The organism is Burkholderia sp. 9120 (assembly GCF_000745015.1).
Classification (GTDB): domain Bacteria; phylum Pseudomonadota; class Gammaproteobacteria; order Burkholderiales; family Burkholderiaceae; genus Paraburkholderia.
The window spans coordinates 5,924,791-5,949,446 of sequence record NZ_JQNA01000002.1; the positions used below are offsets into that span (position 1 = coordinate 5,924,791).

24 protein-coding genes are annotated in these 24,656 nt (G+C 63.7%); 14 read left to right on the forward strand and 10 right to left on the reverse strand.

What is annotated here, in order from left to right:
• Positions 1–8: 8 nt before the first annotated feature.
• Together FA94_RS34345 and FA94_RS34350 are read right to left on the reverse strand one after the other, a co-directional pair.
• On the reverse strand, positions 9–1,607 hold the full coding sequence (locus tag FA94_RS34345; RefSeq protein WP_035560237.1) for an acyl-CoA synthetase: 1,599 nt from the start codon (positions 1,605–1,607) through the stop codon (positions 9–11).
• Positions 1,608–1,647: 40 nt separating this feature from the next.
• Positions 1,648–2,814, reverse strand: coding sequence for an acetyl-CoA acetyltransferase (locus FA94_RS34350; protein WP_035560240.1), 1,167 nt, complete (start codon positions 2,812–2,814; stop codon positions 1,648–1,650).
• A gap of 377 nt (positions 2,815–3,191) precedes the next feature.
• Between FA94_RS34350 and FA94_RS34355 the strand changes: the two genes are divergently transcribed.
• The 3 genes from FA94_RS34355 to FA94_RS34365 all read left to right on the forward strand — a co-directional run bounded on the left by FA94_RS34355 (position 3,192) and on the right by FA94_RS34365 (position 6,976).
• A complete protein-coding gene (locus FA94_RS34355; RefSeq protein ID WP_035560242.1) occupies positions 3,192–4,211 on the forward strand; it encodes a TRAP transporter substrate-binding protein in 1,020 nt (339 codons plus the stop codon).
• A 6-nt stretch (positions 4,212–4,217) separates the two neighbouring features.
• Positions 4,218–6,098, forward strand: a complete 1,881-nt coding sequence (locus tag FA94_RS34360; RefSeq protein ID WP_035560244.1) for a TRAP transporter large permease — start codon at positions 4,218–4,220, stop codon at positions 6,096–6,098.
• 77 nt (positions 6,099–6,175) lie between these two features.
• The gene (locus FA94_RS34365; protein ID WP_035560245.1) at positions 6,176–6,976 is read left to right on the forward strand and encodes an SDR family NAD(P)-dependent oxidoreductase; all 801 of its coding nucleotides are present in this window, start codon (positions 6,176–6,178) and stop codon (positions 6,974–6,976) included.
• A gap of 213 nt (positions 6,977–7,189) precedes the next feature.
• Here the strand turns inward: FA94_RS34365 and thrS are convergent, their stop codons facing one another.
• Entirely contained in the window at positions 7,190–8,404 is a 1,215-nt protein-coding gene (thrS, locus tag FA94_RS34370; RefSeq protein ID WP_051981080.1) for a threonine--tRNA ligase, read from the reverse strand.
• 370 nt (positions 8,405–8,774) lie between these two features.
• Between thrS and FA94_RS34375 the strand changes: the two genes are divergently transcribed.
• Positions 8,775–9,260: a GNAT family N-acetyltransferase gene (locus FA94_RS34375; RefSeq protein ID WP_035560247.1), complete on the forward strand. Its 486-nt coding sequence runs from the start codon at positions 8,775–8,777 to the stop codon at positions 9,258–9,260.
• A gap of 105 nt (positions 9,261–9,365) precedes the next feature.
• On the opposite strand, the gene FA94_RS34380 is transcribed toward FA94_RS34375, so the two are convergent.
• Positions 9,366–9,698 (reverse strand): hypothetical protein, encoded by a 333-nt coding sequence (locus tag FA94_RS34380; protein WP_035563965.1) that lies wholly within the window; start codon positions 9,696–9,698, stop codon positions 9,366–9,368.
• Between the two features lie 225 nt (positions 9,699–9,923).
• Positions 9,924–11,519 carry a MocR-like pyridoxine biosynthesis transcription factor PdxR gene (gene pdxR / locus FA94_RS34385; protein WP_081936297.1) on the reverse strand — a complete coding sequence of 532 codons (1,596 nt, stop codon included), beginning with the start codon at positions 11,517–11,519 and terminating at the stop codon, positions 9,924–9,926.
• A gap of 122 nt (positions 11,520–11,641) precedes the next feature.
• Here pdxR and FA94_RS34390 point away from each other — a divergent pair, with 122 nt between their 5' ends.
• Positions 11,642–12,364: a GNAT family N-acetyltransferase gene (locus FA94_RS34390; protein WP_035560250.1), complete on the forward strand. Its 723-nt coding sequence runs from the start codon at positions 11,642–11,644 to the stop codon at positions 12,362–12,364.
• Here FA94_RS34390 and FA94_RS34395 read toward each other — a convergent pair.
• The gene (locus FA94_RS34395) at positions 12,361–12,894 is read right to left on the reverse strand and encodes a GNAT family N-acetyltransferase (protein ID WP_035560253.1); all 534 of its coding nucleotides are present in this window, start codon (positions 12,892–12,894) and stop codon (positions 12,361–12,363) included. The two genes, FA94_RS34390 and FA94_RS34395, sit on opposite strands and share 4 nt — an antisense overlap.
• A 315-nt stretch (positions 12,895–13,209) precedes the next feature.
• Between FA94_RS34395 and FA94_RS34400 the strand changes: the two genes are divergently transcribed.
• From FA94_RS34400 to FA94_RS34410, 3 genes are read left to right on the forward strand one after another with little or no spacing between them, the layout of a single operon-like run.
• Positions 13,210–15,402 (forward strand): GNAT family N-acetyltransferase, encoded by a 2,193-nt coding sequence (locus tag FA94_RS34400; RefSeq protein ID WP_035560255.1) that lies wholly within the window; start codon positions 13,210–13,212, stop codon positions 15,400–15,402.
• A complete protein-coding gene (locus tag FA94_RS34405) occupies positions 15,368–15,805 on the forward strand; it encodes an ASCH domain-containing protein (RefSeq protein WP_035560258.1) in 438 nt (145 codons plus the stop codon). The genes FA94_RS34400 and FA94_RS34405 overlap by 35 nt, the downstream gene beginning before the upstream one ends.
• Positions 15,806–15,832: 27 nt before the next feature.
• Entirely contained in the window at positions 15,833–16,498 is a 666-nt protein-coding gene (locus FA94_RS34410) for a VC0807 family protein (RefSeq protein WP_035560261.1), read from the forward strand.
• Between the two features lie 9 nt (positions 16,499–16,507).
• On the opposite strand, the gene FA94_RS34415 is transcribed toward FA94_RS34410, so the two are convergent.
• Positions 16,508–17,374 carry a LysR family transcriptional regulator gene (locus tag FA94_RS34415; RefSeq protein WP_035560264.1) on the reverse strand — a complete coding sequence of 289 codons (867 nt, stop codon included), beginning with the start codon at positions 17,372–17,374 and terminating at the stop codon, positions 16,508–16,510.
• A gap of 123 nt (positions 17,375–17,497) precedes the next feature.
• Between FA94_RS34415 and FA94_RS34420 the strand changes: the two genes are divergently transcribed.
• The 6 genes from FA94_RS34420 (at position 17,498) to FA94_RS34445 (ending at position 22,421) form a co-directional block, all read left to right on the forward strand.
• Entirely contained in the window at positions 17,498–18,442 is a 945-nt protein-coding gene (locus FA94_RS34420; RefSeq protein WP_035560267.1) for an AEC family transporter, read from the forward strand.
• Positions 18,443–18,535: 93 nt separating this feature from the next.
• Positions 18,536–19,378 (forward strand): AraC family transcriptional regulator, encoded by an 843-nt coding sequence (locus tag FA94_RS34425; protein ID WP_051981082.1) that lies wholly within the window; start codon positions 18,536–18,538, stop codon positions 19,376–19,378.
• A 189-nt stretch (positions 19,379–19,567) separates the two neighbouring features.
• Positions 19,568–20,533, forward strand: a complete 966-nt coding sequence (locus tag FA94_RS34430; protein ID WP_035560270.1) for a quinone oxidoreductase family protein — start codon at positions 19,568–19,570, stop codon at positions 20,531–20,533.
• Positions 20,534–20,600: 67 nt separating this feature from the next.
• Positions 20,601–20,777 (forward strand): DUF1427 family protein, encoded by a 177-nt coding sequence (locus FA94_RS34435; RefSeq protein WP_035560274.1) that lies wholly within the window; start codon positions 20,601–20,603, stop codon positions 20,775–20,777.
• A 150-nt stretch (positions 20,778–20,927) separates the two neighbouring features.
• Positions 20,928–21,506, forward strand: a complete 579-nt coding sequence (locus FA94_RS34440) for a DUF4337 domain-containing protein (RefSeq protein WP_035560277.1) — start codon at positions 20,928–20,930, stop codon at positions 21,504–21,506.
• A 225-nt stretch (positions 21,507–21,731) separates the two neighbouring features.
• Complete coding sequence (locus FA94_RS34445; RefSeq protein ID WP_035560280.1) at positions 21,732–22,421, forward strand: class I SAM-dependent methyltransferase; 690 nt, start codon at positions 21,732–21,734, stop codon at positions 22,419–22,421.
• Between the two features lie 45 nt (positions 22,422–22,466).
• On the opposite strand, the gene FA94_RS34450 is transcribed toward FA94_RS34445, so the two are convergent.
• Genes FA94_RS34450 through FA94_RS34460 form a run of 3 tightly spaced genes read right to left on the reverse strand, consistent with a single transcriptional unit; the run spans position 22,467 to position 24,610 of the window.
• Complete coding sequence (locus tag FA94_RS34450) at positions 22,467–23,741, reverse strand: RNA polymerase sigma factor (RefSeq protein ID WP_035560283.1); 1,275 nt, start codon at positions 23,739–23,741, stop codon at positions 22,467–22,469.
• A 4-nt stretch (positions 23,742–23,745) separates the two neighbouring features.
• On the reverse strand, positions 23,746–24,153 hold the full coding sequence (locus FA94_RS34455) for a VOC family protein (RefSeq protein ID WP_035560286.1): 408 nt from the start codon (positions 24,151–24,153) through the stop codon (positions 23,746–23,748).
• Between the two features lie 43 nt (positions 24,154–24,196).
• Positions 24,197–24,610, reverse strand: a complete 414-nt coding sequence (locus FA94_RS34460) for a YciI family protein (protein ID WP_035560289.1) — start codon at positions 24,608–24,610, stop codon at positions 24,197–24,199.
• Positions 24,611–24,656: the final 46 nt, after the last annotated feature.

Here is a 24,656-nt window from a genome sequence, read left to right on the forward strand (position 1 = left end):
ATTCCTCTTCAGTGGATGGGGTGTGTTTCGTCGGCGACCGTCTCTGGCGGCACGGCCAGCAAAACCTTGATGTCTTTCTTGACGATCTTGCCGTAAGCGGACTTGGGCAAGGCGTCCCAGAACACGCAACGTTTCGGCCACTTGTAGCGCGCGAGATGCGGCTCGAGATGCGCGAGCAACGCGTCTTCTTCGAGCCCCCAGCCTTGGCGCCGCACCACCACCGCAACGCCGACTTCTCCCCACTTCGGATCGGGCATGCCGACCACCGCGACTTCCTGCACCGCCCGGTGCGTGAGGATCGCCTCTTCGACTTCGCGCGGGTAGACGTTCGAGCCGCCGGAAATGTACATGTCCGACGAGCGTCCGGTGATATACAGGAAGCCCTGTTCGTCGAGATGCCCCAGATCGCCGGTATGGAACCAGCCGTGCCGGAAGGCTTTTTGGTTCGCTTCGGGGTTGTTGTCGTAGCCGACGAACACCGCCGGCCCGCGCACGCAAATCTCGCCGCTCGCGCCAGGCGCGAGCCGATGGCCTTCCTCGTCGAGAATTCCGATCTCCATGCCGGTGCGCGCATACCCGCAGGTGCCGACGCGACCGTCGGCGGCGTGGTCGTCGGCGCTGTGCAGCGACGGCGGCAGCACCGTGATGTTGCCGGTTACTTCGCCGAGCCCGTAGTACTGCACCAGCACCTTGCCGAGTTTGCGCAACGCGTGCTTCTGGTCCTCGCGATACATCGGCGCGCCCGCGTAGATCACATACTTCAGCGAACTATGATCGTAACGGTCCACCGACTCATGCTCGGTCAGCATCTTGACGATGGTCGGCACGGTAAACATATTGTCGATCCGATGTTCCTGCACGAGCGCCCATGCTTCTTCCGCGTCGAGTTTTTCCGACGCCGGCAGAACGCTGGCTGCCGCGCGCGCCACGTTGACCATCGCGTGAATACCCGCGCCGTGAGACAGCGGCGCCACCACGAGCGAGCGCGACCGATGGGTCAAACCGGGCATCAGATCGGCGATGTGGTTGGTCAGCACGAACGCCATCTGCCCATGCGTGAGCACACCGGCCTTGGGGCGGCCGGTGGTGCCGGACGTATAGAAGAACCACAGCGGATCGTCACGGTCCACGTCGACCGCGGCGAACGGCGGCGCGTCGATCTGGCGAGCGAGTGTCTCGTAGGCGAGTTCGCCCGCGCGCGGTGCGCCGATCGCGATGACATGCCGCAAAGCGGGTGAGGCCGCGCGCACCGCATCGACATGTGCGTCGAAGCCCGCCTCGTAAATCATCGCCTTCGCGCCACTCGATTCGCCGAGATAGGCCGCTTCCGCCGCGGTGACTCGGCAGTTGGTCGGCACCCACACGGCGCCGAGCTTGAACGCGACCCACGCGCTTTCGAACAGCGGCAGGTTGTTGCGCGAATGGACGAGAATCTTGTCGCCTTTGCCGATACCGAGACGGCTCAACCCGTGCGCGAGCGCATCGACGCGCGCGTTGAGTTCGTGCCAGCTCGTGTGGTGCCCGGCCTGGATGAAACCGGGTTGATTGGCGTGGCGTCGGGCTGCGTCGGTCAGCAGATTCCCGAGGTTCATGACGGTGGTGAGCATACGCAAGTGCTTTTGAAAAAGAGAAGTGAAGAGCCGCGCCTTAACGGCGTGATTCGAGAATACTCAAATAGTTGGTCACGGCCGCGCCGCCCATGTTGAAGACGCCGGCCGTGCGCGCATTCGGAATCTGCATTGCACCGGCCTGACCGCTCACCTGCATCGCCGCCATCACATGCATCGACACGCCGGTCGCGCCGACCGGATGCCCCTTGGCCTTCAGCCCACCCGACGCGTTGACCGGCAAACGGCCTTCCTTCGTCGTCACGCCGTCGAGAACCACCCGCGCGCCCTGGCCCGGCGCGGCGAGACCCATCACTTCGTATTCGATCAATTCGGCGATCGTGAAGCAGTCGTGCGTTTCGACCAGCGACAGATCGTCGAGCGTCATACCGGCCTGCGCAAGCCCTTGCTTCCACGCGAGCCGTGCGCCCTCGAACGCAATCGGATCGCGCCGCGACAGCGGCAGATAGTCGCTGACCTGGACCGTCGCACGAAACTCGACCGCATGACGGGTGCGCCGCGCAATGTCCGGCGACGCGATGATCAGCGCAGCCGCGCCGTCGGAAATCATCGAGCAGTCGGTACGCTTCAGCGGCCCGGCGACGAACGGATTTTTCTCCGACGGCGTGCGGCAAAAGTCGTAACCGAAATCGCGCCGCATATGCGCGTAAGGATTCGACACGCCGTTGCGATGGTTCTTCGCGGCAATCGCCGCGAGTGCGTCCGACTGGTCGCCGTAGCGATCGAAATACGTTTGCGCGAGCTTGCCGAAAATGCCCGCGAAGCCGCCCGGCACGTCCGCCTCTTCGCTCGCGTATGAGCACTTTTGCAGCACCTTGCCGACTTCGGCGGTCGGCAGACTCGTCATCTTTTCGTAGCCGATCACCAGCGCACAGGCAGAGCGCCCCGAGCGCAGCGCATCGAGCGCGGAATACACGGCGGCCGAGCCGGTCGAGCACGCGTTCTCACAGCGCACGGTCGACGTGAAACGCAATTCGGGAATCGCGTTGAAGACCAGCGCCGACGGAAAGTCCTGATAGACGAAACCGCCGTTGAAGGTACCCACGTGAATCGAATCGATCTGGCCGGCCTCGATACCGGCGTGATCGATCGCGTCGCGCGCGGTGTCCGCAATCATGCGTTCGATATCGAGCGCGTCGAGCTTGCCAAACGGGATATGGCTCCATCCGATGATGGTCGGTTGCATAACGAACAGCTCCTTGGCTAAGAGATGGCGGCTCCCTATGCAAGAGCCAAGCCAACCACTTCCGATCGCTGAGCGCGCCACGCGCCGCGGGGACAGCGGCCGCCTCGCAAAGGCTCGCCGGACAGGCAACGATGCGCGATTTCATGCATGCGCAAGCCCGCGAACCTGCCCATTCGAATCGCCGCGCGAGTGCGACACAAACCCTGCGACAGGTGTCGCATGCGCTCGACACTTGCACGCGCGTCGAGGCCTGGCAATAACCCGCACTTGCCGCGCCAACGCGACCACCCGCGCGGCTCGCGGCAAATGGCATTCAATTTGCTTTTAGCTGGACGCCCGCCTTCGATGCGGCAAACATAAAACTCAGGAGACAGACGATGAGCGTTACTTCCCGGCGCGACTTTCTCAAATGTGCCTCGCTTGCCGCCGCTGCGTCATTCGCCGGCCTGCACGGCCGCAACGCGCACGCTGCCGAATTCACTCTCAAATACGCGAACAACCTGCCGGCCACGCATCCGATGAATATCCGTGCGAAGGAAGCCTCTGCGCGCATCGCGTCGGAAAGCAAGGGACGGGTCGACTTTCAGGTGTACTCGAACAACCAGTTGGGCAGCGACACCGACATGCTGTCGCAGGTGCGCTCCGGCGCGATCGATTACTTCACGCTGTCGCCGCTGATTCTCGGCACGCTCGTGCCGGCCGCACAGATCACCGGCGTGGGCTTCGCATTCAAGGACTACGACCAGGTGTGGGGCGCGCTCGACGGCGCACTCGGGGCGCGCGTGCGCCAGGAGATCGCGAAGACGTCCGTGTTCGCCTTCGAGAAGATCTGGGACAACGGCTACCGCCAGACCACCACCAGCACCAAGGCGATCCACGTGCCGGCCGACCTGAAGGGCATCAAGCTGCGCGTGCCGATGAGCCCGATCTGGACCTCGATGTTCCAGTCGCTCGGCGCGTCGCCGGCCAGCATCAATTTCTCCGAGGTGTACTCGTCGCTGCAAACACGCGTGGTGGAAGGTCAGGAGAATCCGCTCGCCACCATCACGGCGGCGAAGCTCTACGAAGTGCAGAAGTACTGCTCGATGACCAATCACATGTGGGACGGTTTCTGGTTCCTCGCCAATAAGCAGTCTTTCGCGCGCTTGCCGAAGGATCTGCAGACCGTCGTGCAGAACGCCATCAACGACGCGGCCGTGCAGGAACGCGTGGACGTCGGGAAGTTGAACGCCTCGCTGATGCCGGAGCTGAAGTCGAAAGGCCTGCAATTCAACGACGTCGATATCAATGCGTTCCGCAACCAGCTAACCACGGCGGGCTTTTACGCCGACTGGCACAAGAAGTTCGGCGACGACGCGTGGACCGCCCTCGAAAAATACACCGGCAAACTGGCCTGACGCACCATGCACCTGACCTTGACGAAGAAACTGGAAAACGACGGCTGGCTCGCACGCGGCGTGACCACGGCCGTCGATTGGGTGATGCACGGGGTCGGCGCGGTCGCGGCCTGCCTCGTGGTCGCCGAGACGATGATTCTGTTGTGCGGCGTGATCTTTCGTTACGGCCTCAACCAGCCGCTGATCTGGTCCGACGAACTCGCGTCGATCCTGTTCAGCTGGTTGGCGATGCTGGGTGCGGTACTCGCCCTGCATCGCGGCGCGCATATGCGGCTCACCGCGATCGTCACGCGCTTGCCGGAGAAATGGCGTGGTTGGCTCGAAGCGGTCAGCGCGCTGACGGTCTGCGCCTTCGTCGCGCTGATCATCACGCCGGCCATCGACCACATGAATCTGCAGATGCCCGTCAGCACGCCCGCGTTGCAACTGCCGGACGGCTGGCGTTGTGCCGCGCTGCCGGTCGGTGCGGTCTTGATGCTGATGGCGGCGCTCGCGCGTATTGCGCGTGAGGTGAGCCCCGGACAATTCGTCGGCGCATTGCTCACGGCCGGCGCGATCGCCGCCGCGTTGTGGATCGCGCAACCTTATCTGCTCGCGCTCGGCAACCTGAATCTGATCGTGTTCTTCGTCGTACTGGTGGGCTTGTGCGTGGCAGGCGGCGTGCCGATCGCATTCAGCTTCGGCACCGCGACGCTCGCCTATCTGGTGCTGATGACGCATGCGCCACTCGGCATCGTCGTGAGCCGGATGGACGAGGGAATGGCGAATCTGGTGCTGCTGTCAGTGCCGCTGTTCGTGCTGCTCGGCGCGTTGCTTGAGTTGAGCGGGCTCGCCCGTTGCCTGATCGATTTCATGGCGGCGTTGCTCGGCCATGTGCGCGGCGGTCTGCAATACGTGCTGCTCGGCGCGATGTTTCTGGTGTCCGGCATCTCCGGCGCGAAAGCCGCCGACATGGCGGCGATTGCGCCCGCGCTGTTCCCCGAAATGCAGCGGCGCGGCGCGAAGCCCGAGGAACTGGTGGCGCTGCTTTCGTCGACCGGTGCGATGACCGAGACGATACCGCCGAGTCTCGTGCTGATCACGATCGGCGCCGTGTGTGGCGTGTCGATCACCGCGCTCTTCGTCGGCGGAATCATGCCGGCCGTGATCGCGACGATTGCGATCGGTTTCGTCTGCTGGCGACGCGCGCGGCACGAACCGCCCAGCAACACCACCCGCGCGCCGATGCGCACGATCCTGCGCACCTTTGTGATCGCATTGCCCGCCCTCGCCCTGCCGATGCTGATCCGCGTGGTGGTGATCGAAGGCGCGGCCACCGCCACCGAGGTATCGACCATCGGCATCGCTTACACGCTGATCGCCGGCGTGCTCCTGCACCTGTGCGGGCGCCGCATCGAATGGCGCCGTCTGTATTCGCTGCTGCTCGACACCGCGAGTCTGTCAGGCGCCATTCTGCTGATCATCGGCCTCGCCACCGCCATGGCATGGGCGCTCACGCAATCGGGATTTTCCGCGTCGCTGGTGGCGGCCATGGAGCAGATGCCGGGTGGACAGCGCGGGTTTCTGTGCGTGTCGATCGTGTTGTTCGTCGTGCTCGGCAGCGTGCTGGAAGGCATCCCCGCGATCGTGCTGTTCGGCCCGCTACTGTTTCCGGTGGCGCGGGCGCTCGGCATTCACGACGTTCATTACGCGATGGTCGTGATCCTGTCGATGGGACTCGGCCTGTTCGCCCCACCGATGGGCGTGGGTTTCTATGCCGCGTGTGCAATCGGCAAGGTGTCGCCGGACCGGGTCGTGAGCCGCGTATGGGGCTATCTCGGCGCGCTGTTCATTGCACTGCTGGTGGTCGCGTTCGTGCCGTGGCTGTCGATCGGATTTTTGAAGTGAGTACGTTTTAGCGCCTGTTTTCCGACCTGTTTCGTGCCTCTTTCTTTACGCTGTTCCCCATCATTCGAGAGTCCGCAGTGAATCTGACTACTGAAACGTTCCGCCCAGGCCATTCCTCCGCCGCCCATCCGCGCGTCGCGCTCGTGACTGGCGGTGGCGCCGGGATCGGCGCGGCCATCTCGCAGCAGCTCGCGGAAGCCGGGCATATCGTTTTCATCGGCGACATCAACATGCATGGCGCGAACGATCTCGCCGGCATGCTGTGCGCAGCCGGTCACGAGGCCTATGCGGTGCAGCTCGACGTGTCGGCGCCCGCGTCGATCGACGTGGCGTTCGACATCATCGAAAACCAGTTCGGCCGCTGCGATATCCTGGTGAACAATGCCGGCATCGCGAAGACGTTTCCGTTTCTCGACTATCCCGTTGAACACTGGCGCAAGGTCTTCGACGTCAACGTCACGGGGCCGATGCTGTGCGGTCAGCACGCGGCGCGGCTGATGCGCAGGAACGGCTGGGGGCGCATCGTCAATATCGCTTCCGTCAGTGGCTTGCGCGCGAGTTCGGGGCGCACCGCCTACGGCACGTCGAAGGCGGCGGTCGTCGGGCTCACCCGGCAGATGGCGATCGAGCTCGCCGAATACGGCATCACCACGAACGGCGTCGCACCGGGTCCGGTCGACACGCCAATGACGCTCGATCTGCATTCGCAAGTCGCGCGCGACAATTACACGCGTGCCGTGCCGGCGAAACGTTACGGCGTCCCCGAGGAAATCGCCGCAGTGGTGAGCTTTCTGTGCTCCGAGCAGGCGTCGTATGTGAACGGCCAGACGGTGCCCGTGGATGGCGGCTTTATGGCGGCCGGCGTGCTGGAGATCTAAGGACTTAACGCCCTCCGGCATCCAGCTGTCGTGTCTGTGGTGGCCGGCGTTACTTCGGCGGAATCAACCCGCCGAGCCAATGGACCTGTGAATTGCGCGACGCCGCCCTTGCTCGCGCTATCGGTGGAACGGTCCGTGGCGCGATCCTCGATGGCGGAGTCGAGGACGAACGCTCGAGGGCGCGAATCGCCGCGCCCTTGAGCGAACGTTACGTCAAAGTCTGGACGGCATGGCAGGAGGCAGCGCTGCCAACCTCAAATGCTCGACACCGTCCTCCAGCGACAACGTCGCTTGCTGCCCGTCGCGCTGACGGATGCTGATCGTCCGGTCACGCTCGTCGCGCGAACCGACTACCACCAGAAGCGGCACCTGCTTTTCGCGTGCATCGACGATCTTCTTCTCCAGCCGCTCGGGCCGGCTGTCGACCAGCGCCCGAATGCCCGCATCGTCGAGCGCTTGCAGAACCTCCTGCGCGTAGGGCGTATTCGCGTCGCTGATCGTGGCGACGACGACCTGCTCCGGCGCGAGCCACACAGGCAACCATCCCTCGTGATGTTCGAGCAGCATCGCGATGAATCGCTCCATGCTGCCCAGCACCGCGTGATGAATCATCACCGGCCGCTCGCGTTCATTGCGCTCGTTGACGAACTCCGCGTCGAGTCGCTCGGGCAACACGAAGTCGAGCTGGATCGTGCCGCATTGCCAGCTTCGCCCGCGGCTGTCCGTGAGATGAAACTCCAGTTTGGGCCCGTAAAAAGCGCCCTCGCCTTCGAGCAGATCGAACGCCAGGCCCGCCGCACGCGCGGCATTCGCCAACGCGCTTTCCGCGTGATCCCACGTCGCTTCACTGCCCGAGCGCGACGCCGGCCGCGTCGCAAGCGCAACCCTGAAATCGGGAAAACCGAGGTCCGCGTACATCGCGCGCAACAGCGAGCAGAAACGCCCCACTTCCGCCTCGATATGCGACTCCGCGCAGAACACATGCGCGTCGTCCTGCACGAACGCGCGCGTGCGCTTCAGGCCTTCGAGCGAGCCTGACGGTTCGTCGCGATGACACGCGCCAAACTCGCTATACCGAACCGGCAACTCGCGATAAGAACGCACGCGCTGATTGAACACCTGCACGTGGCACGGACAACTCATGGGTTTCAGACACAGCGCGCGCCCTTCTTCCGCGTCGGCCAGCGAATACATCGCCGCGCCGAACTTCTCCCAATGGCCGCTCTTTTCCCACAGCGAACGCGCCAGCAATTGCGGCGTACGAATCTCGCGAAATCTGGCGCGGCGCATGCGGGCGCGCACATACTCCTCAAGCACGCGATACAACTCCCAGCCACGCGGATGCCAGAAAACCATCCCGACGCCTTCTTCCTGCTGATGAAAAAGGTCGAGTTTATTGCCTAAAACACGATGATCGATGTCGTTCACAGTCACGCTCCGTTTAGTCGAAACCCGCTTATCGCGGTGAGGGTCGCCGTAAACGGAGGTCCAGAAATGCCAAAGGCCCCGTCCGTTTCCGGCGGGGCCTTGGGTGGTCTGCCACTGCTTCGTGCTGCTAGCGTGCGCAACCTCCCGACGACCCGCCTGTGAAGGTGGTCGTCGTGGTGGTGACGGCAGCGAAGGGAACCGAGTGGAAGTCCATGGCTCGACAGTAAACGATCGGGCGACGACGCGTCAATCGCAATCGCCGAGAATGCTGGTCAATTCACGCCGATCGACGCTACGATATCTGTCTGATCCGAAACCCGCGTGTCTTCGCGCGACGTCGGTCCACCTTCAACCGATCGAGCACCTGACCTTGACCATTCACATTCGCCGCGCACACGCCGCCGACGCCGCGCTGATTCTTCGCTTCATCACCGAACTCGCCGTGTACGAGAAGGCGGAGCATGAAGTCATCGCTTCCGTCGAAGACGTCGAAACGAGCCTGTTTTCCGCGACCGCCACCGCGAAAGCGTTGATCTGCGAAATGGACGGCGAGCCCATCGGCTTTTGCGTCTATTTCCACTCGTACTCCACGTGGCTCGGCAAACACGGGCTGTATCTGGAAGACCTGTATGTGTCGCCGGCCGCGCGCGGCAGCGGCGCGGGCAAACGAATGCTGCGCCACCTCGCGCAGATTGCCTGCGAAAGCGGCTGCGGGCGTTTCGAATGGAGTGTGCTCGACTGGAACGAGCCGGCAATCGGCTTTTATGAAGCGATCGGCGCGAGCGCGCAAAGCGAGTGGGTGCGTTACCGGCTGGCGGGCGACGCGCTCAAGGCGTTTGCCGAGGGTGTGGAGTAAGCACGAACTGCTTCGTTCGGCGCAAGCCGATTTAGAAACGAAAGCAGTACGCGCGAAGGTCAGCGAAGGCGGCGGCCGGTCAGCGCCGCCGCGCAACGCTGCGTATCAGTGAGGCGCTTTACCGTTGGGCACCGCGTCCAGCGGCTTGTGCTGTTCTTCGCCGAGTCCGGGGAAGAACGCGTTCCATGCGGCGCGCACCCCTTCGGCGGCGGTGGCTTCGGCGGCGATCGATTCGGTTTCGCCTTCACCGGCCTTCGATGGATCGGCGGAGAGCCCGCGCCAGTGCGTAAATACCAGCAACGGTTTTTCAGTCCAGATGCCTTCGCCGAATTTGGCGAAAGCCGTGTCCCCGCTCGTCAATTGCACCTCATACCAGCCTTCGCGTGCGGGTGTGTGGGCGGCCAGCTCAAACCACGGGGTCGGTTCGATTTCCTTCATGTCGTCTCCGGTCGGATAGATCGTCATAGATAACCACAACAAAGGCATTCTTCATGCCCGGGCTCGACAGCGGCCCGGCGGGCGCGCTCCGCCTGGTGCGCGATGTTGCAGTGCGGCGCGCTGGGCATGAGCTGCGGGGCGATCCGTCGACGTTGCGTCTGTCGATTTCGCCGCGCATAAGCGACACGATAGCGCGACATGGGCCGCGCGGACAAACGCAAAAACTTACACGTCAGACTGGGAGGCGATTGCTTTTTTTGCTTTGCTGGTTGGCTTGCTTGTTGGGCTGCTTGTTGGGCTGCTTGTTGGCCCACTTCTCGGCCTACTTGTTGCCCCGCTTGTTGGGTTACCCTCCAGCTCGCGCGCTAGCATGGCCAGCACATGGGCGGCGGCCGCCAGTTGCTCCGCCGGCGTACTGCCGTAGCCGATCACGAGCCCATTCGTCTGCCCATCCGGCTGCAGCGCGAACCCGGACAGCGCGCGCGGATTGAGCCCCCTGGCGACGGCCCGCGCGGCTAAGGCGCGGTCGTCGATGGTCGGCGGCAAGCGCAGCGTCAAATGCATGCCGCAGTTGCCGCCCAGAATCTGCGCCGGCGCGAAATGGACCGTGAGCGCGTCGCGCAACGCCTGCTGGCGCTCGCGGTACACCCGCCGCATCCGCCCCAGATGCCGCCCGAACTCGCCACTTTCGATGAAATGCGCCAGCGCCATCTGCTCCAGCCGATGCCCGCCGCGCAGCATCTCCTGCAACGCCACCGCCGATTCCTCGACGATCGCGCGCGGCAGCACCACGAAACCGATGCGCAGCGCCGGGAACATGGTCTTGCTGAATGAGCCGACGTACAGCACCGGTGCGTCGGCGACGAGCCCCTGCATGCTGGCAATCGGCTCGCCGGTGTGGCGAAACTCGCCGTCGTAGTCGTCCTCGATCAGCCACGCGCCGCAGCGGCGCGCCTGCGCGATCAACTCCAGACGGCGCGCCACCGACAACACCGCCCCGGTCGGATACTGATGCGCGGGCGACGTATAGATCAGCTTCGGTGGATGCGTGCGCCACGCGTCGGCGGGCACGGCGATGCCTTCGGCGTCGACCGGCATGGGCAACGTGGTCAGATCGCCGACGTTGAAGGCGGCCTTCGCGCCGCGATAACCGGGATCCTCGACCCACGCGACGTCGCCGGGATTGGTCAGCAGCCGCACGCACAGGTTCAGCGCCTCCTGCGCGCCCTCGGTGATGACCACCTGCGAACCATCGCAGCGCACACCGCGCGCAATCCTCAAATGGGCGGCGATCGCGTCGCGCAGCCCCGGTTCGCCGGCCGGCGTGCCGTAGCCGAGCGTGAAGGGCAACGCGCGCTCGATCGACCGTTCGAGCGCGCGCCGCCAGGCGCTCAGCGGAAAACGGTCCAGCGCGGGCGTGCCGGGCGTCATCGGAAAAGTGTTGTCGGCGTGCGTGCGGGTGGCCGCGAACTGGCCGACGCGCGCCGCGTAAGCCACCTCGGGCGCAGCGGACGGCGCCGCCGGCTCGCCGCGTGCGGCCGGGCTGGACAGCGGGCTTACGCGGGTGCCCTTCTTGTCGGCCACCACGTAACCGGTCGCGACCAGATGTTCATAGGCGATCACCACCGTGTTGCGCGACACGCCCATTTCCGCCGCCAGCAGACGCGACGAAGGCAGCAGCGAGCCCGCCGGCAGCCGTCCGGCGAGAATCGCCTGCTGCAAACGCTCGATCAGCTGTCTTTGCAGCGACGGGGGTTTGTCGGCGGCACTCGCGGCACGCGCCGCAGCCGGATTGGCGAGCGGACCAATGATTTCCATCATTGCGGCTGGACCTATGAAATGGGTTTCACGTGGATCTTTTGAACATACCACGTTTGCCGTATCGTTCCTGATGAACGGCAGCCGCCGACGATCATTGACGCCGCAACAACAGGAGAACAGCGATGGAACCCAGACACAACGAGTTCGAGCAGCCGATCGGCGTGCCCGTGCCGGACTGGAAAGGCGCCGAGGCGCCCGGCCGCGCGCCGCTGACGGGCCGCTATTGCCGGATCGAACCGGTTGATGTGGAACGTCACGCCGCGGACCTGTACGACGCGTACAGTTCGGCCGCCGATGCGCGCGACTGGACCTATCTGAACGTCGGTCCGTTCGAGAGTCTCGCCGCTTATCGCGAGCATTTGACGCGCATGGCCGCGTCGCCGGATCCGCTGCACCACACGGTGATCGATCTCGCGACCGGCAAGGCGGTCGGCACGCTGGCGCTCATGCGGATCGACCGGGTGAACGGCGTGATCGAAGTAGGCCATGTCACGTATTCGCCGCGCCTGAAGCAGACGCGCATTGCCACCGACGCCATGTTCCTGGTAATGACGCAGGTTTTCGACGGGCTGGGTTATCGCCGCTTCGAATGGAAGTGCGACTCGCTGAACGCGCCGTCGCGCGCCGCCGCGTTGCGTTACGGCTTCACGTTCGAAGGGATCTTCCGGCAGGCGATCGTGTATCACCAGCGCAATCGCGATACCGCGTGGTTTTCAGTGCTCGACGGTGAATGGCCCGCGCTGCGTGCGAGCTATGCACGCTGGCTCGACGCCGGCAATTTCGATGCACAGGGCAAGCAGATCGAACGGCTAGCGCATCTGATCGCGCAGCAGCGGACGGCTTAACCCGCCTTCGGTGCGCGGCGCAGGATGATGGTCGGACTGCCTTTGTAGGGCGTGCGCAACCGTTCGCGGTAGCCGCACTTACGCGCGACACTCAACGACGCCGTGTTTTCCGGCGAAATCAGGCACACGGTGTCCTTGTCCGGCCATTGCGCATCGGCCCAATCGAGCGCGGCGCGCACGGCTTCGGTCGCATAACCGCGGCCATGCAGCGCCGGGTTCAACGCCCAGCCAATTTCAGGCGTGCCCAGCAACGACGGCTCGATCTCACGGTGATAGTCGGCCAGCCCGACTTCGCCGACAAACCGGCCGCTCTGCTTTTCCCGCACCACCCAGTAGCCATAGCCCAGCATCGCCCAATGCCCGGCGTAACGCAGCAGACGCGCCCAGACTTCTTCGCGCGTGAACGGCTTGCCGCCGATGTAGCGGATCACCTCGGAATCGGACCACATCGCGTGGCTGTCGAGGAAGTCGTTGGTGGTGTGCGGGCTCAGGGTCAGGCGGTCGGTGGTGAGGGTGGGTTGGGTGGGCATGGGAATCGGCTTGATGAGTTCAGAAGTCGGACGTTCGATCTTCTCAGATTTGGCGCTCGATGGGTTAGCGGGGACTGCGGAAAACCGGAAAGCGGATAGTTTGCAAGCGCTCTTGCAAGCATCGAATATTTCTCTGCCCGTCCCGTTATTACGTTTACCTAAACGATGGTAAATTTGCGCGTCTGCCCTTGCCGTGCTTCATGCACGTCTTCCAGGGGCCGTCCAATCTAACCAGCCCGCAACGGCCGTCCATGCGAAACCGCTTCGTGGGGAAAGGCACGCCTGCGGCGACATGCTGAGAGGCCAGGCATCGCGATGATCGTCGAGAACCCCTTTATATCCATTCTGGATAATCATGGCGACATTGCGCCATTCGTTTCATCCGTTATCGAGGCAGCGGACAGCGATAAAAATGCCCTTGGATTTTTCCCCGCCCGTGTCTTTGCGGACTTTGCGCGAAAAGAGCAACTCCTGGTGGCGGTCGAGCGGCGTGCGGACGGCTTGTTTTATGCGGGTCACCTGCTATTTGAAGCGAGGCATCCAAAAGGGCGCGTGCTGCAAATGTTCGTCGTCCCTGCCTTCAGAAAACGTGGCGTTGCAGCTCGCCTGTTGAGTCACCTCAAGCAACACCTGACAGATCACGCTTTCATCTCCATGTACGCGCGAGTCGGACAGGATATGAGTGAGGCCAACCGCTTCTGGGAAAACCAGGGCTTCTACGTTCAGCGCGTCGTCAAAGGTGGCGAGACAAGAAATCGAACAATCCTCGTCCGCAGTCACGAACTGGACACGCCGCAATTGTTTGCCCCTAGTGGCGTCAGCGCTGCCGATCCGCTCGGGCTCAATTCGACCCAAATGGCGGAGATTCCGCTTTTCCTTCTGGACCTCAATGTGCTCTTCGACCTGGGGCCGCGCAGAAGCAGAAACGAGGAAATCCTGGATCTGTTCAGGCTTGAGCGCGCCGGCTCCTGTCAATTCGCACTCAGCACGGAGATCACCGCCGAGCTTACGCGCACGGCGAGCGTCGGCATCACGGATCCCATGCTGGCCTATGCCCGCATCTTCCCGTCATTCCCTACCCCGTTGGCACACGAGTGGGACGCGCTGGCGCCAGAGCTCGCCTCCATCGTCTTTCCGGAGCGGCATCGCGCCAACGCGCTCAGCAGGAACGATATCTCCGACCTACGGCATTTAGCCACGGCCATTCAGCACAGGCTCGCCGGACTGGTCACCAACGACGGATCCATCCTCAACGCCGCAGCAAGGCTCAATGAAAAATACGGTATTCACGTTATTTCGCCCGGTGCTTTCAAGGATCTGAACACGGGAACCGCCAGAGAGGAGAGATTCGAAACGGGGGCGAACGATTCCCTTTCGATCGCCCGCCTCGATCGGTCCGATGAAGCGGAAGTGCTTCAGCTTTTATCCCGACTCGGCGTGCGCAAATCGGCGGTGGTCACGGAGTGGGCCGCGGTCGATTCGAATGAGCGGATTTGCAATCGGTACGGCGTCTGGTCAAACGACCGTCTAGCGGGATACCTGACGTGGCCCAAGACCATGACACCCAACGATATCAGCGCGCACGTGGCCGTAGACGAAACGCAACCGGGAGCGTTGCACGCCGCCGGCATTCTCCTTAACCATCTGATCGAGCAAGCCACCGTGGCGAGTACGTCGCAAATCAGGCTTGCGTTTCCCCCGCAACAGGCGCAACTACGTGAAATTGCTTCGACGCTCGGCTTTGGCGGATTGGCGGGACAAACATCGCTGACCAAGCTTGCATTGGGAGGCATCGTTACGATGTCGAATTGGGCCGATCGCGCAGACGATATTTATCTGGCTAGCCGGGTGCGCCTGCCTGTTTTGCCACCGCCGCATTGGGAAATCGATCAACAGATTCGCCTTGGCAGACCTGACGGCAATGTCGGACATATCTCCTTGATGGCATTGGAAACCTTGCTTTCTCCCGCGCTCTTCTGTCTGCCCGGACGACCGGCGGTCATTACGCCGCTCCGGCGAGCGTTTGCCGATCATCTGTTAGCGCATTCTCCTCAGAAGAGTCTGCTCCCTCATGCTCGCGCCAAGCTCTACAAAGAGCGGCACTATTTCAGCGGCGTCGCCACGCTGAAGCAATTCAAGCGTGGTAACCTCATTCTCTTCTACGAGTCAGCGAAGAACCGGGGGCTTGGCGCCATTGTCGCGATCGCGCGCGTACAACATGCCTACCTGAAATCCCAGCAGGCGTTGGACAATGCGGACCTCGATCCGTCGGTGCTCGACTCCGCGGGGCTCGAAGCGATCGGTCGGTCCAAAACGAAAACGGTGACCGTGTTCGACAACATCATTCGCCTCGAACGTCCAGTACCACTTTCGACACTGCAGCGCCTCGGCTGCGGCAGTCCGACCAACCTGCTGACCACTCGCGCAATCAATAACACACAGCTTCAAGGAATCCTCGAGGAAGGGTTTGCCCATGGAACATCCCGAACACGTACTCATTTCGCTTGAAGAGCGGCACGCCGAAAACATATTTGCGGGCACCAAGCATGTCGAACTGCGGCGCCGCACGATGAACGTCAAGGCAGGCACCGTCGTCTGGATTTACGTCAAGCTGCCCGTTGGCCGCGTGATCGGTTGCGCAAGAGTGAGCGGTGCACATTCGCTTGCACCCGCTGCGTTATGGCGGCAGTTTGCCGATGTGTGCGGTATCACGCGTCGAGAATTCTTCGACTACTTCGACGGAATTGCCAAGGGCTTCGCCTTGGGATTGCATGATGCGCAGCGCCTTCCCGGCACCGTTTCGCTGACCGAGTTGAGAGAAGCGTCGGAGGGATTCCAGCCTCCGCAGTTCTTTATTCGTATTGCGCCCGACAGCCCGCTACTCAGAGCATTCGAAGGCAAACGTTCATAGGCGATCCGTCGGAAACAACCGCGCATCATGAACCCCCGCCTGCGCTACCTCAGCGCCCTCGTCATCAACGTCGCCTTACCTTGGCTCGCCTACCGGCTCGCGTTCCCGCACTGGGGCCAACTCGGCGCGCTGGCCGCGTCGGCGCTGCCGTTGATCGCGTGGATGAGTTGGGACCTGCTGCACCGTCGTCATTTCGACGCGCTCAGCGCGCTCGTGCTAGTGGGCATTGCACTGTCGAGTCTCGCTGCCGCTTTCGGCAGCAGCCCAAAAATACGCGCGCTCGAAGACCCCATGGTGCTAGCCATGATCGGCGCGCTGTTTCTCGTATCGCTCGCGCTGCGGCGGCCGCTGGTGTTCTATCTCGCCCGTTCGACGATGATGCGCGAAGGTCACCGCGACGCCGAGAACTTTGAAAAGCACTGGCGCGAGCGCCCCACGCTCGCCGCGTATATCCGCCTGATGACGCTCGTCTGGGGCCTCGGCATGATCGGCGAGAACATGGTGCGCACGCTGATCGTCTGGCAATGGCCGAACGACCCGCGCTCGGCGATGGCTTCGGAAGCCGTGCGCTACGGCGTCTATGCCGCGCTAACGGTGTGGACGTTCTGGTGCCGCCGGCGCATCAGGCAGGATGCGCTGCGCTACGCGGACAACGCCGTCACCCCAGCCACGCCGCCGCTCGCCAATTCATAAATCACGCGCTCACGCCAACTCGAGAAAACGCGCCAGACACGGATTGCGATTCGCCGGCGACCACGCCAGCACCTGCTCGATCAAAGGCGCGTCGACCAACGGCCGGAACACCACGCCCGCGAGTTGCGCCTTGCGCATCGAAGCCGGCACCAGGGCCACGCCCACGCCTTCATCGACGAGACTCAACACGGTCTGCTGCAACTGCACCTCAAAACGAATATCCGGTTCGAAACCGCCCGACCGGCAATGATCGAGAATCGCGGCACGCAAACCCGGCGCGACTTCCGACGAAGCGAGCACGAACGGTTCCCCCGCCAGTTGCGCAATCTTCAGCCGCCGGGCACGCGCCCGTGGATGCCCGCGCGACAGCGCAACGCACAACGGTTCGCTCAGGATCGTGCGCGTGGCCAACCCTTTGTCCGGCAGGTTCGGAAACATGATGGCCGCGTCGATCTGTCCCGCCAGCACCTGCGCGGCCAGATCGTTCGATACGACTTCACGCAGATTCAACGCCACGTCGGGAAACGCCGCGCCGAACACGCGTGCATAACCCGGCACAACGCTGTACGCCGCGCACATCGTGAAGCCGATCGCGAGCTTGCCGGCGTCGCCATGCGCCGCCGCTTGCGCGTTGTTCACCGCCTGATCGAGCGAGGCCAGAATCGCCTTCGCGTCGGCGTAAAACCGCTCACCCGCCGCAGTCAACGTCACGCTGCGCGGACTGCGCTCGATCAGCACAACGCCGAGGTTCGCCTCCAGCGCCGCCAGTTGCCGGCTCAATGGCGGCTGCGACAGATTCAGACGCGCCGCGGCGCGGCCAAAATGGCGCGTCTCGGCCAGCGTCACGAAGTAGCGTAGCGGCTTGAAATCAATCACGATGCATCTACCCAGAATGACGATGCTAAAAAGGTATCGTCGGACTTGAAAAACAGTATTGGATTGTATCAACGCAAGCCACTACGCTGGCGGATCGTCCTTTTTTCAAAGCCGTTCGCCCCGATGTTAGCCACCCTCGAAATTCTGCTTCCCGTTTTCGGTTTGATTTTCGCGGGCTTCGCATGTCGCCGGCGCGGCGTGCTCGGACCGAACTCCGCGTCGGAGCTGAATCGATTCGTGGTCTGGCTCGCGCTGCCGGCGCTGCTGTTCGATACGATGGCTCGCGCCACCTGGCAGCAGTTGTATCAGCCGGCCTTCGTCGCGACCTTCTCGATTGCGTGCGTCGCCGTGTTCCTGCTGATCCTCGCACTGCGTCTGATGAACGGCAGGCATCTCGCCGATGCCAGCGTCGACGCGATCGCGGCGTCGTATCCGAACACGGGCTATATCGGCTTTCCTCTGGCGCTGATCGCGTTTGGTCCCGCCAGCCTGACGCCGACCACGATCGCGACGATCCTCGTCGCCTGCGTGCTGTTCGCGTTCGCGATCGTGCTAATCGAAATTGGCCTGCAGACCGAGCGTGCGCCGCACAAGCTGGGTCTAAAAGTACTGCGCGCGCTGGCGCGCAATCCGCTGATCGTGTCGCCGATTGCGGGCATGCTGCTGGCGAGCTTTCACGTCGCCATGCCGGCCAGCGCGGAGACGTTTCTGAAGTTGCTGAGCGGCGCGGCGAGTCCGTGCGCGCTGGTGAGCCTCGGCTTGTTCCTCGCCGAAAAGCGGCCGTCGGAGACCGGCGCACGCGGCGTTGCGCTGCTGCTGACCGGCGTCAAGCTGGTGGCGCAACCGGCGCTGACCTGGTGGCTGGCGGCGCGGGTCTTCGGGCTGTCGCCCACGCTGGTCGAAATGGCCGTGGTGCTGGCCGCGCTGCCCACCGGCACCGGCCCGTTCATGCTCGCCGAGTTCTACGAGCGCGAGGCGCACATCACGTCGCGGACCATTTTGATGTCCACGGCCGGCTCCGTGATCACGCTGTCGGCGCTGCTGCTGTTGATGGGGCACCGCACCTGACGCAAGCCGCGCCGCGCGCTATGCTTCGGCCACGGACCGCCACGGTCCGCGATCCTCATTCGCGAAGCGCGACCCGAGCCGCCTGCCACCACCGTGCCCAAAGCCCGCCCTCCTGAACTCCGCGATGCCGCCGGCGCCGGCGCGCTCGCGCGCCACTATCCGCGCGGGCTGCGCATCGAGCCGCACTCGCACTCGTGGGCGCAAGTGCTGTATGCGATGTCGGGCGTGATGTGGGTCGAAGTCGGCCGGGAAGCGCTGGTCGTGCCGCCGCAACGCGCGGTCTGGCTGCCGGGCGGCACGCCGCATTCCATTCACATGATGAGCGACGTGGAGATGCGCAACCTCTACTTCCACGAGCGCAATGTCGGCCATTTGAGCCGCCGCAGCGACGTGTTCGAAGTGAACGGTCTGCTGCGCGAGCTGATCACGTCGATCGCGGAACACGAGCGCACGCAAACAGGCGATGAGGCCTATCTCGAAGCCGCCTATCGTCTCGCCGTGCTGGAGTTGGGACGCGCGCCGCGTTCGTCGCTGCGCATCGCGCTGCCCGACGCGTCGGACCGGCGTCTCGAAGCGCTCTGCCGCGCAGTGATCGGGAACCCGTCGATCTCGATCAGCTTCGAGCAGCATGCGGCGTCGGTCGGCGCGAGCGTGCGGACCCTGGCGCGGCTCTTCACGCGCGAACTGGGTGTGGGCTTCGCCGAATGGCGACGGCAGGTGCAACTGGCGGTCGCCGTTTCCGGGCTCGCCGAAGGACGCCCGGTGAGCAGCATCGCGCGTGAACTCGGTTTCCAGCCGAGCAGCTTCAGCGACATGTTCCGGCGCGAGTTGGGCGCGCCGCCTACCGGCTTCGATCCGGGCGGCACGCTGGGAGAAGCGACGGCGGCTTCGGTAGCGGCGGCGGAGCCCGAGCAGGTGAAATCCGAGCGGCGCTGAAAGCTAGCCCGCAATGCGTAGCGCAACGCGCGTATTGAAGACTCCGCGTGCGGCCTCTGATGCCGCATCCCTCGCTCCGCGTCTTGTCCGAAATTCGAAAGTGTTTGTCATGATGCCGCTCTTCCGGCCATCTACACTAGCCTCAATCCGCTGCTCATGCAGCCCGAGACCCAACAGGAGCGACACGCGATGAAAGCCATTCAATTCAAGTCCTTCGGCAACCCGGAAGTACTCGAACACACCGATCTGCCCGCCTTGCAAGCCGATGCGGACAACGTGGTCGTGCAGGTCAAGGCCGCCTCGGTGAACCCGAGCGACGTCAAGAACGTCTCCGGCCATTTCGAACACACGGTGTTGCCGCGCACGCCGGGGCGCGACTTCAGCGGCGTGGTGGTGGACGGCCCAGAGGCCTGGATCGGCGCCGAGGTCTGGGGCACCGGCGGCGATATCGGCTTCACCCGCGACGGCACGCATGCCGAGTTCATCAAGATTCCGCTCGCCGCGTTGTCGCGCAAACCCAAAACGCTGAGCCACGCAGAAGCCTCCGCGATCGGTGTGAACTTCGTCGTCGCGTGGCTGGGCACCGTCGAATATGCGCATCTGCAGGCGGGCGAAACCATAGCGGTGATCGGCGCGGGCGGAGGCGTAGGCGGTGCGGTGGTGCAGATCGCGAAGGCGCGCGGTGCGCGCGTCATTGGGGTGGATCGTCATCCGCTGGATCCGGAAACGCCCGCAGGCCGTTTGATCGATGACTACGTGCCGTTCGACGACCAGGCCGCCGAACGCGTGCGCGCATTGACCGGCGGCGCAGGCGCGGACGTGGTGTACGACACCGTGGGCGGCGTGGCATTCGAGACCGCGCTGAGCCTCGTCAAACGTCGCGGCCGGGTGCTTGAAATCAGCGGCACGGGCAAGCGCCGGGTCGAGTTCGATCTGATCGACTTCTATCACAACGAGACACAACTGCTCGGCGTGGATAGCGCCAAGCTCGGCGTCGCGGAATCGGCGCCGTTGATGACGGCCTTGGTCGAAGGCTTCGAAAGCGGCCAGTTGACCGGCCCGGCCATCGCGCAGACCTTCCCGCTCGCCCAGGCGCGCGAAGCCTATGCCGCCGTGGCCGGCGGCACACGCGGCCGGGTCGTCATCACGATGTAACGGCTGCCGCGAGCGCGGCGGCGTGACAGCCGCCCGGCTCGCGTCGCTCATAACAGGAACAACCAACATGAAAGCGTATCTGGTCTCGCTGGCCGCCGGTGTGGTGGTCGGATTGATCTACAGCGTGATGAACGTGAAGTCGCCGGCGCCGCCGACCATCGCACTGGTCGGACTGCTCGGCATGCTGGGCGGCGAACACGTGATTCCGCTCGTGCGCACCTGGCTGGCAGCAGGTCTGCATTGATCGCGCTGGGCACCTTTCCCATCCTCGGGCGTCACACGCTAAGATTGAGCCCGCCGGGCTCACGCGCCACTTTGCGGCGCGCGCTCAGCGCGCGCTACCATCCGGCGCGCCGCCCGAAGACGACAAGAAAGCATTGCCTCGGAGAATCAGATGTCTGAAGAGTTTGAAGTGCATGGTCCGCACGATCATGCAGTGGAACACGCCGGTCACCACGACGAAGACCCGTTCGCGAGTCGTATGGCCGTGATGACGGCGATCCTCGCGACGATCGGCGCGCTGTGCGCCTATCAAAGCGGCAACAGCGAAAATCTCGCGCTGTACTACAAGAACGAAGCCGCGATTAAAAAGACCGAAGCGTCGAACCAATGGAACTACTATCAGGCCAAGGGCGAGAAACAGAATCTCGCTGAACTCGGCGCGGCGTTGTCCACCGGCAATAGCGACGCTCACACGAAATTCCTCGCCGACGTCGACAAATACAAGTCGCAGAAAGAACCGATCCGCGCGAAGGCCGAAGCGATCGAAAAAGACGTCGTGGATAACGACGCTAAAAGCGAAGCGCTGTTGCACGGACATCATCGCTGGGCGCAAGCCACCACGCTGATTCAGGTGGCTATCGCGCTGTGCGCGATCACGTTGCTGACCCGCAAGAAATGGCTGCGCAATCTGTCGTTCGTGGTTGCGGCGGCGGGCGTGATCACCGGCGCCATGGCGCTTCTATCGGCCTGACGTGCGCAAATGTCGCGCGGCCGGTTTCAAGGCCGCGCGACGCGCATGACAGCGTGTCGCGTCGCACGTCCTTACTGCTCCAGAACCAGTTGGCCTTTAAAGAGATACCCGCTCACCCCACCTCATGACATAAATTAAGGATGCCGGATTAATTCACACACGAATGCGGAGGCGAATGTCCATGCAATCGTGAAGTCCGGCGCAATCCGTCATGGAGGAATCACCGTGAGCAAAACCACTGAGCTAACCGGCGCGGGCGTTGCCCATCTCGACGAAAGCATTCTGCTGCCGCAACTCGGCTGTCCGGCGGGCAGCATCGGCATCGCGGTCGGCGATATGCTGGAGCATTCGAATCGCGCCGTCATCGAAGCGTCGTTCGAACTGCTCGATCTGCACGCCAACGAACGCATTCTCGAAGTGGGTCTCGGCAACGGCGCACATGTTCCGTTCGTGCTGGACCAAGCCGCCGGGGTGCATTACACCGGCGTCGATATCTCACCCACCATGATCGCCGTGGCACGTTGCCGCAATGCGGCCTATGTCCGCGACGGTATCGTGACGCTCGAAACCGCCGACGTCATCGCCATGCCCTTTTCAACCGCATCGTTCGACAAGGCGATCACGATCAACAGCACGTATTTCTGGCCCAAGCTCACGGCCGGTCTGAAGAGCATGCGCCGCGCGCTGCGCGTGGACGGCACGCTGGTGATCGCGGCCATCACGCCGGAAGCCGCGGTTGAAATGCCATTCGCGGATTACGGCTTCGCCGTGCATGATGCGGCAACGTTAGAAGCAGCGTGCGTGGAAGCGGACTTCGACGATATCGGCATCACCCGTTATCTCGAACCGTTAGCCGATCCGCCGCAGGACACCGGGCAGCGTGAGTTCTATCTGCTGCGGGCCGTTGCTGTGTGAAATCGCGGCACGCAACGCACATGCTCGCGGCGCATCGCGCTCCACTCAAGACGCCATGCCACGAGCACGTTCGAGCAACAACTCCCGTTCGCGCGCGTTGCGCGTCATCGCCGCCGCGCGCTCGAATTCCGCGCGCGCCTCACTCACGCGGCCGAGTTTCGCCAGCAGATCGCCACGCACGCTCGGCAGCCACTGATAGTTCGCGAGCGAGGCATCGGCGGCGAGCGCGTCGACGATCTCCAGCCCCGCCGCCGGACCGAACGCCATGCCCACGGCCACCGCCCGATTCAACTCGACCACCGGCGAAGGCGCGACCTGCGCCAACGCGTCGTATAACGCGACGATCTGCGCCCAGTCCGTGTCTTCCGCGCGGCGGGCGCGAGCGTGACACGCCGCCAGCGCGGCCTGCAGCGCGTAGGTGCCGCTCGCGCCGCCCAGCGCGTGCGCGGCGTCGAGCGCGGCCAGCCCGCGCCGAATCAGCAGCGGGTCCCAGCGGCTACGGTCCTGATCGAGCAACAACACCGGGCGGCCCTGTGCGTCGGTACGCGCATGGGTACGCGACGCCTGAATCTCCATCAACGCGACCAGGCCATGCACTTCGCTTTCGTCCGGCACGAGGCCGCTGAGCACGCGGCCCAGTCGCAGCGCTTCCTCGCAGAGCGCCGGACGCATCCAGTCGTCGCCGGCCGTGGCCGAATAGCCTTCGTTGAAGATCAGATAGATCACCTGCAGCACCGACGCGAGCCGCGACGCGCGCGCGTCCGCTTGCGGCACTTCGAACGGCACCTTGGCCGCCGTCAGCGTGCGTTTGGCTCGCACAATGCGCTGCGCGACGGTCGGCTCGGGCACCAGGAACGCACGCGCGATTTCGTCCGTGGTGAGACCGCCGAGCAGGCGTAGCGTGAGCGCGACGCGGGCGTCGGTGGACAGCACCGGGTGACACGCGGTGAACACCAGCCGCAACAGATCGTCGCCGATATCGTCGGCACGGGCGGCATCGAGAGCATCGACGAAATCCGGCACGAGATGCGCCTCCAATGCGTCGAGGTCATGGCCCAGTTCTTCACGCTTGCGCGCATGCAGCGTTTCCTGCCGCAAGCGGTCGAGCGCACGGTTTTTCGCGGTCGCCATTAGCCACGCTCCCGGATTGTCGGGGACGCCCGCCTCGGGCCAATGCTCGAGCGCGGCCACCAGCGCGTCTTGCGCCAGCTCTTCGGCGAGCCCCACGTCACGCACGATCCGGGCGACGTGGGCGATGACCTTGGCGGATTCGATCCGCCAGACTGCCTCGATGGCACGATGGGTGGCCGGTATCGTCACAGCGTCAGCCCGCTGCCTTGCCGTTCGGATCCATGTAGATCAGCTCCCAGATATGTCCGTCGATATCTTCGAAACCGTGGCCGTACATGAAGCCATAGTCCTGCGGTGCGCGCGGCACGGCACCACCGGCGGCGCGTGCCTTCGCCACGAGGGCATCCACCTCGCCGCGGCTCTCGCACGACAACCCCACCAACGCCTCGGTGCTCTCCTTCGGATTGCACAGCGGCTTGCGCGTGAAGGACTTGAACAGCGCCTTGACCAGCAGCATCGCATAGAGGTTTTCGCCGAGGATCAGACAGGCGGCCTGCTCGTTGGTGAACTGCGGATCGAAGCTGAAACCGATGGTGCTGAAAAACGCTTTCGAGCGTTCAAGGTCGTCGACGGCGAGATTGACGTAAATCTGCTTATGCATGATGGCATCCATGAATCATGGTTATCGGACGGGAGGCAAACGCTCAGCGCCGGTTCGCTTCCAGATCGCGAAGCCGCGCCAGTTCCGCGTTGGGCTCGAAGTCGTCGAGTTCGAACAGTTGCCGCACTTCGATTTCACCGTCGGCATGTTCGCCGAACGGCGCCGGATAGCGCCGCGCCCACTCCATGGCTTCTTCGCGCGAGCGCACCTGAATCAGCGTATAGCCGGCAATCAGTTCTTTGGTTTCGGCGAATGGGCCGTCGACCACGGTCCGCTTGCCGCCGCTGTAGCGAACGCGCCAGCCCTTCGAACTCGCTTGCAGGCCGGTGGCGTCGAGCAGCACGCCGGCCTTGGCCAGCTCTTCGTGATAGGCGCCCATTGCCGCCATCAGGGACGCCTCCGGCATCACGCCGGCTTCGCTGGCAGCCGTTGCCTTAACCAGAATCATGAATCGCATGCCGTTCTCCTTGTGCGTGGTGAGAAACGGAGCCGCGCAAATGGGC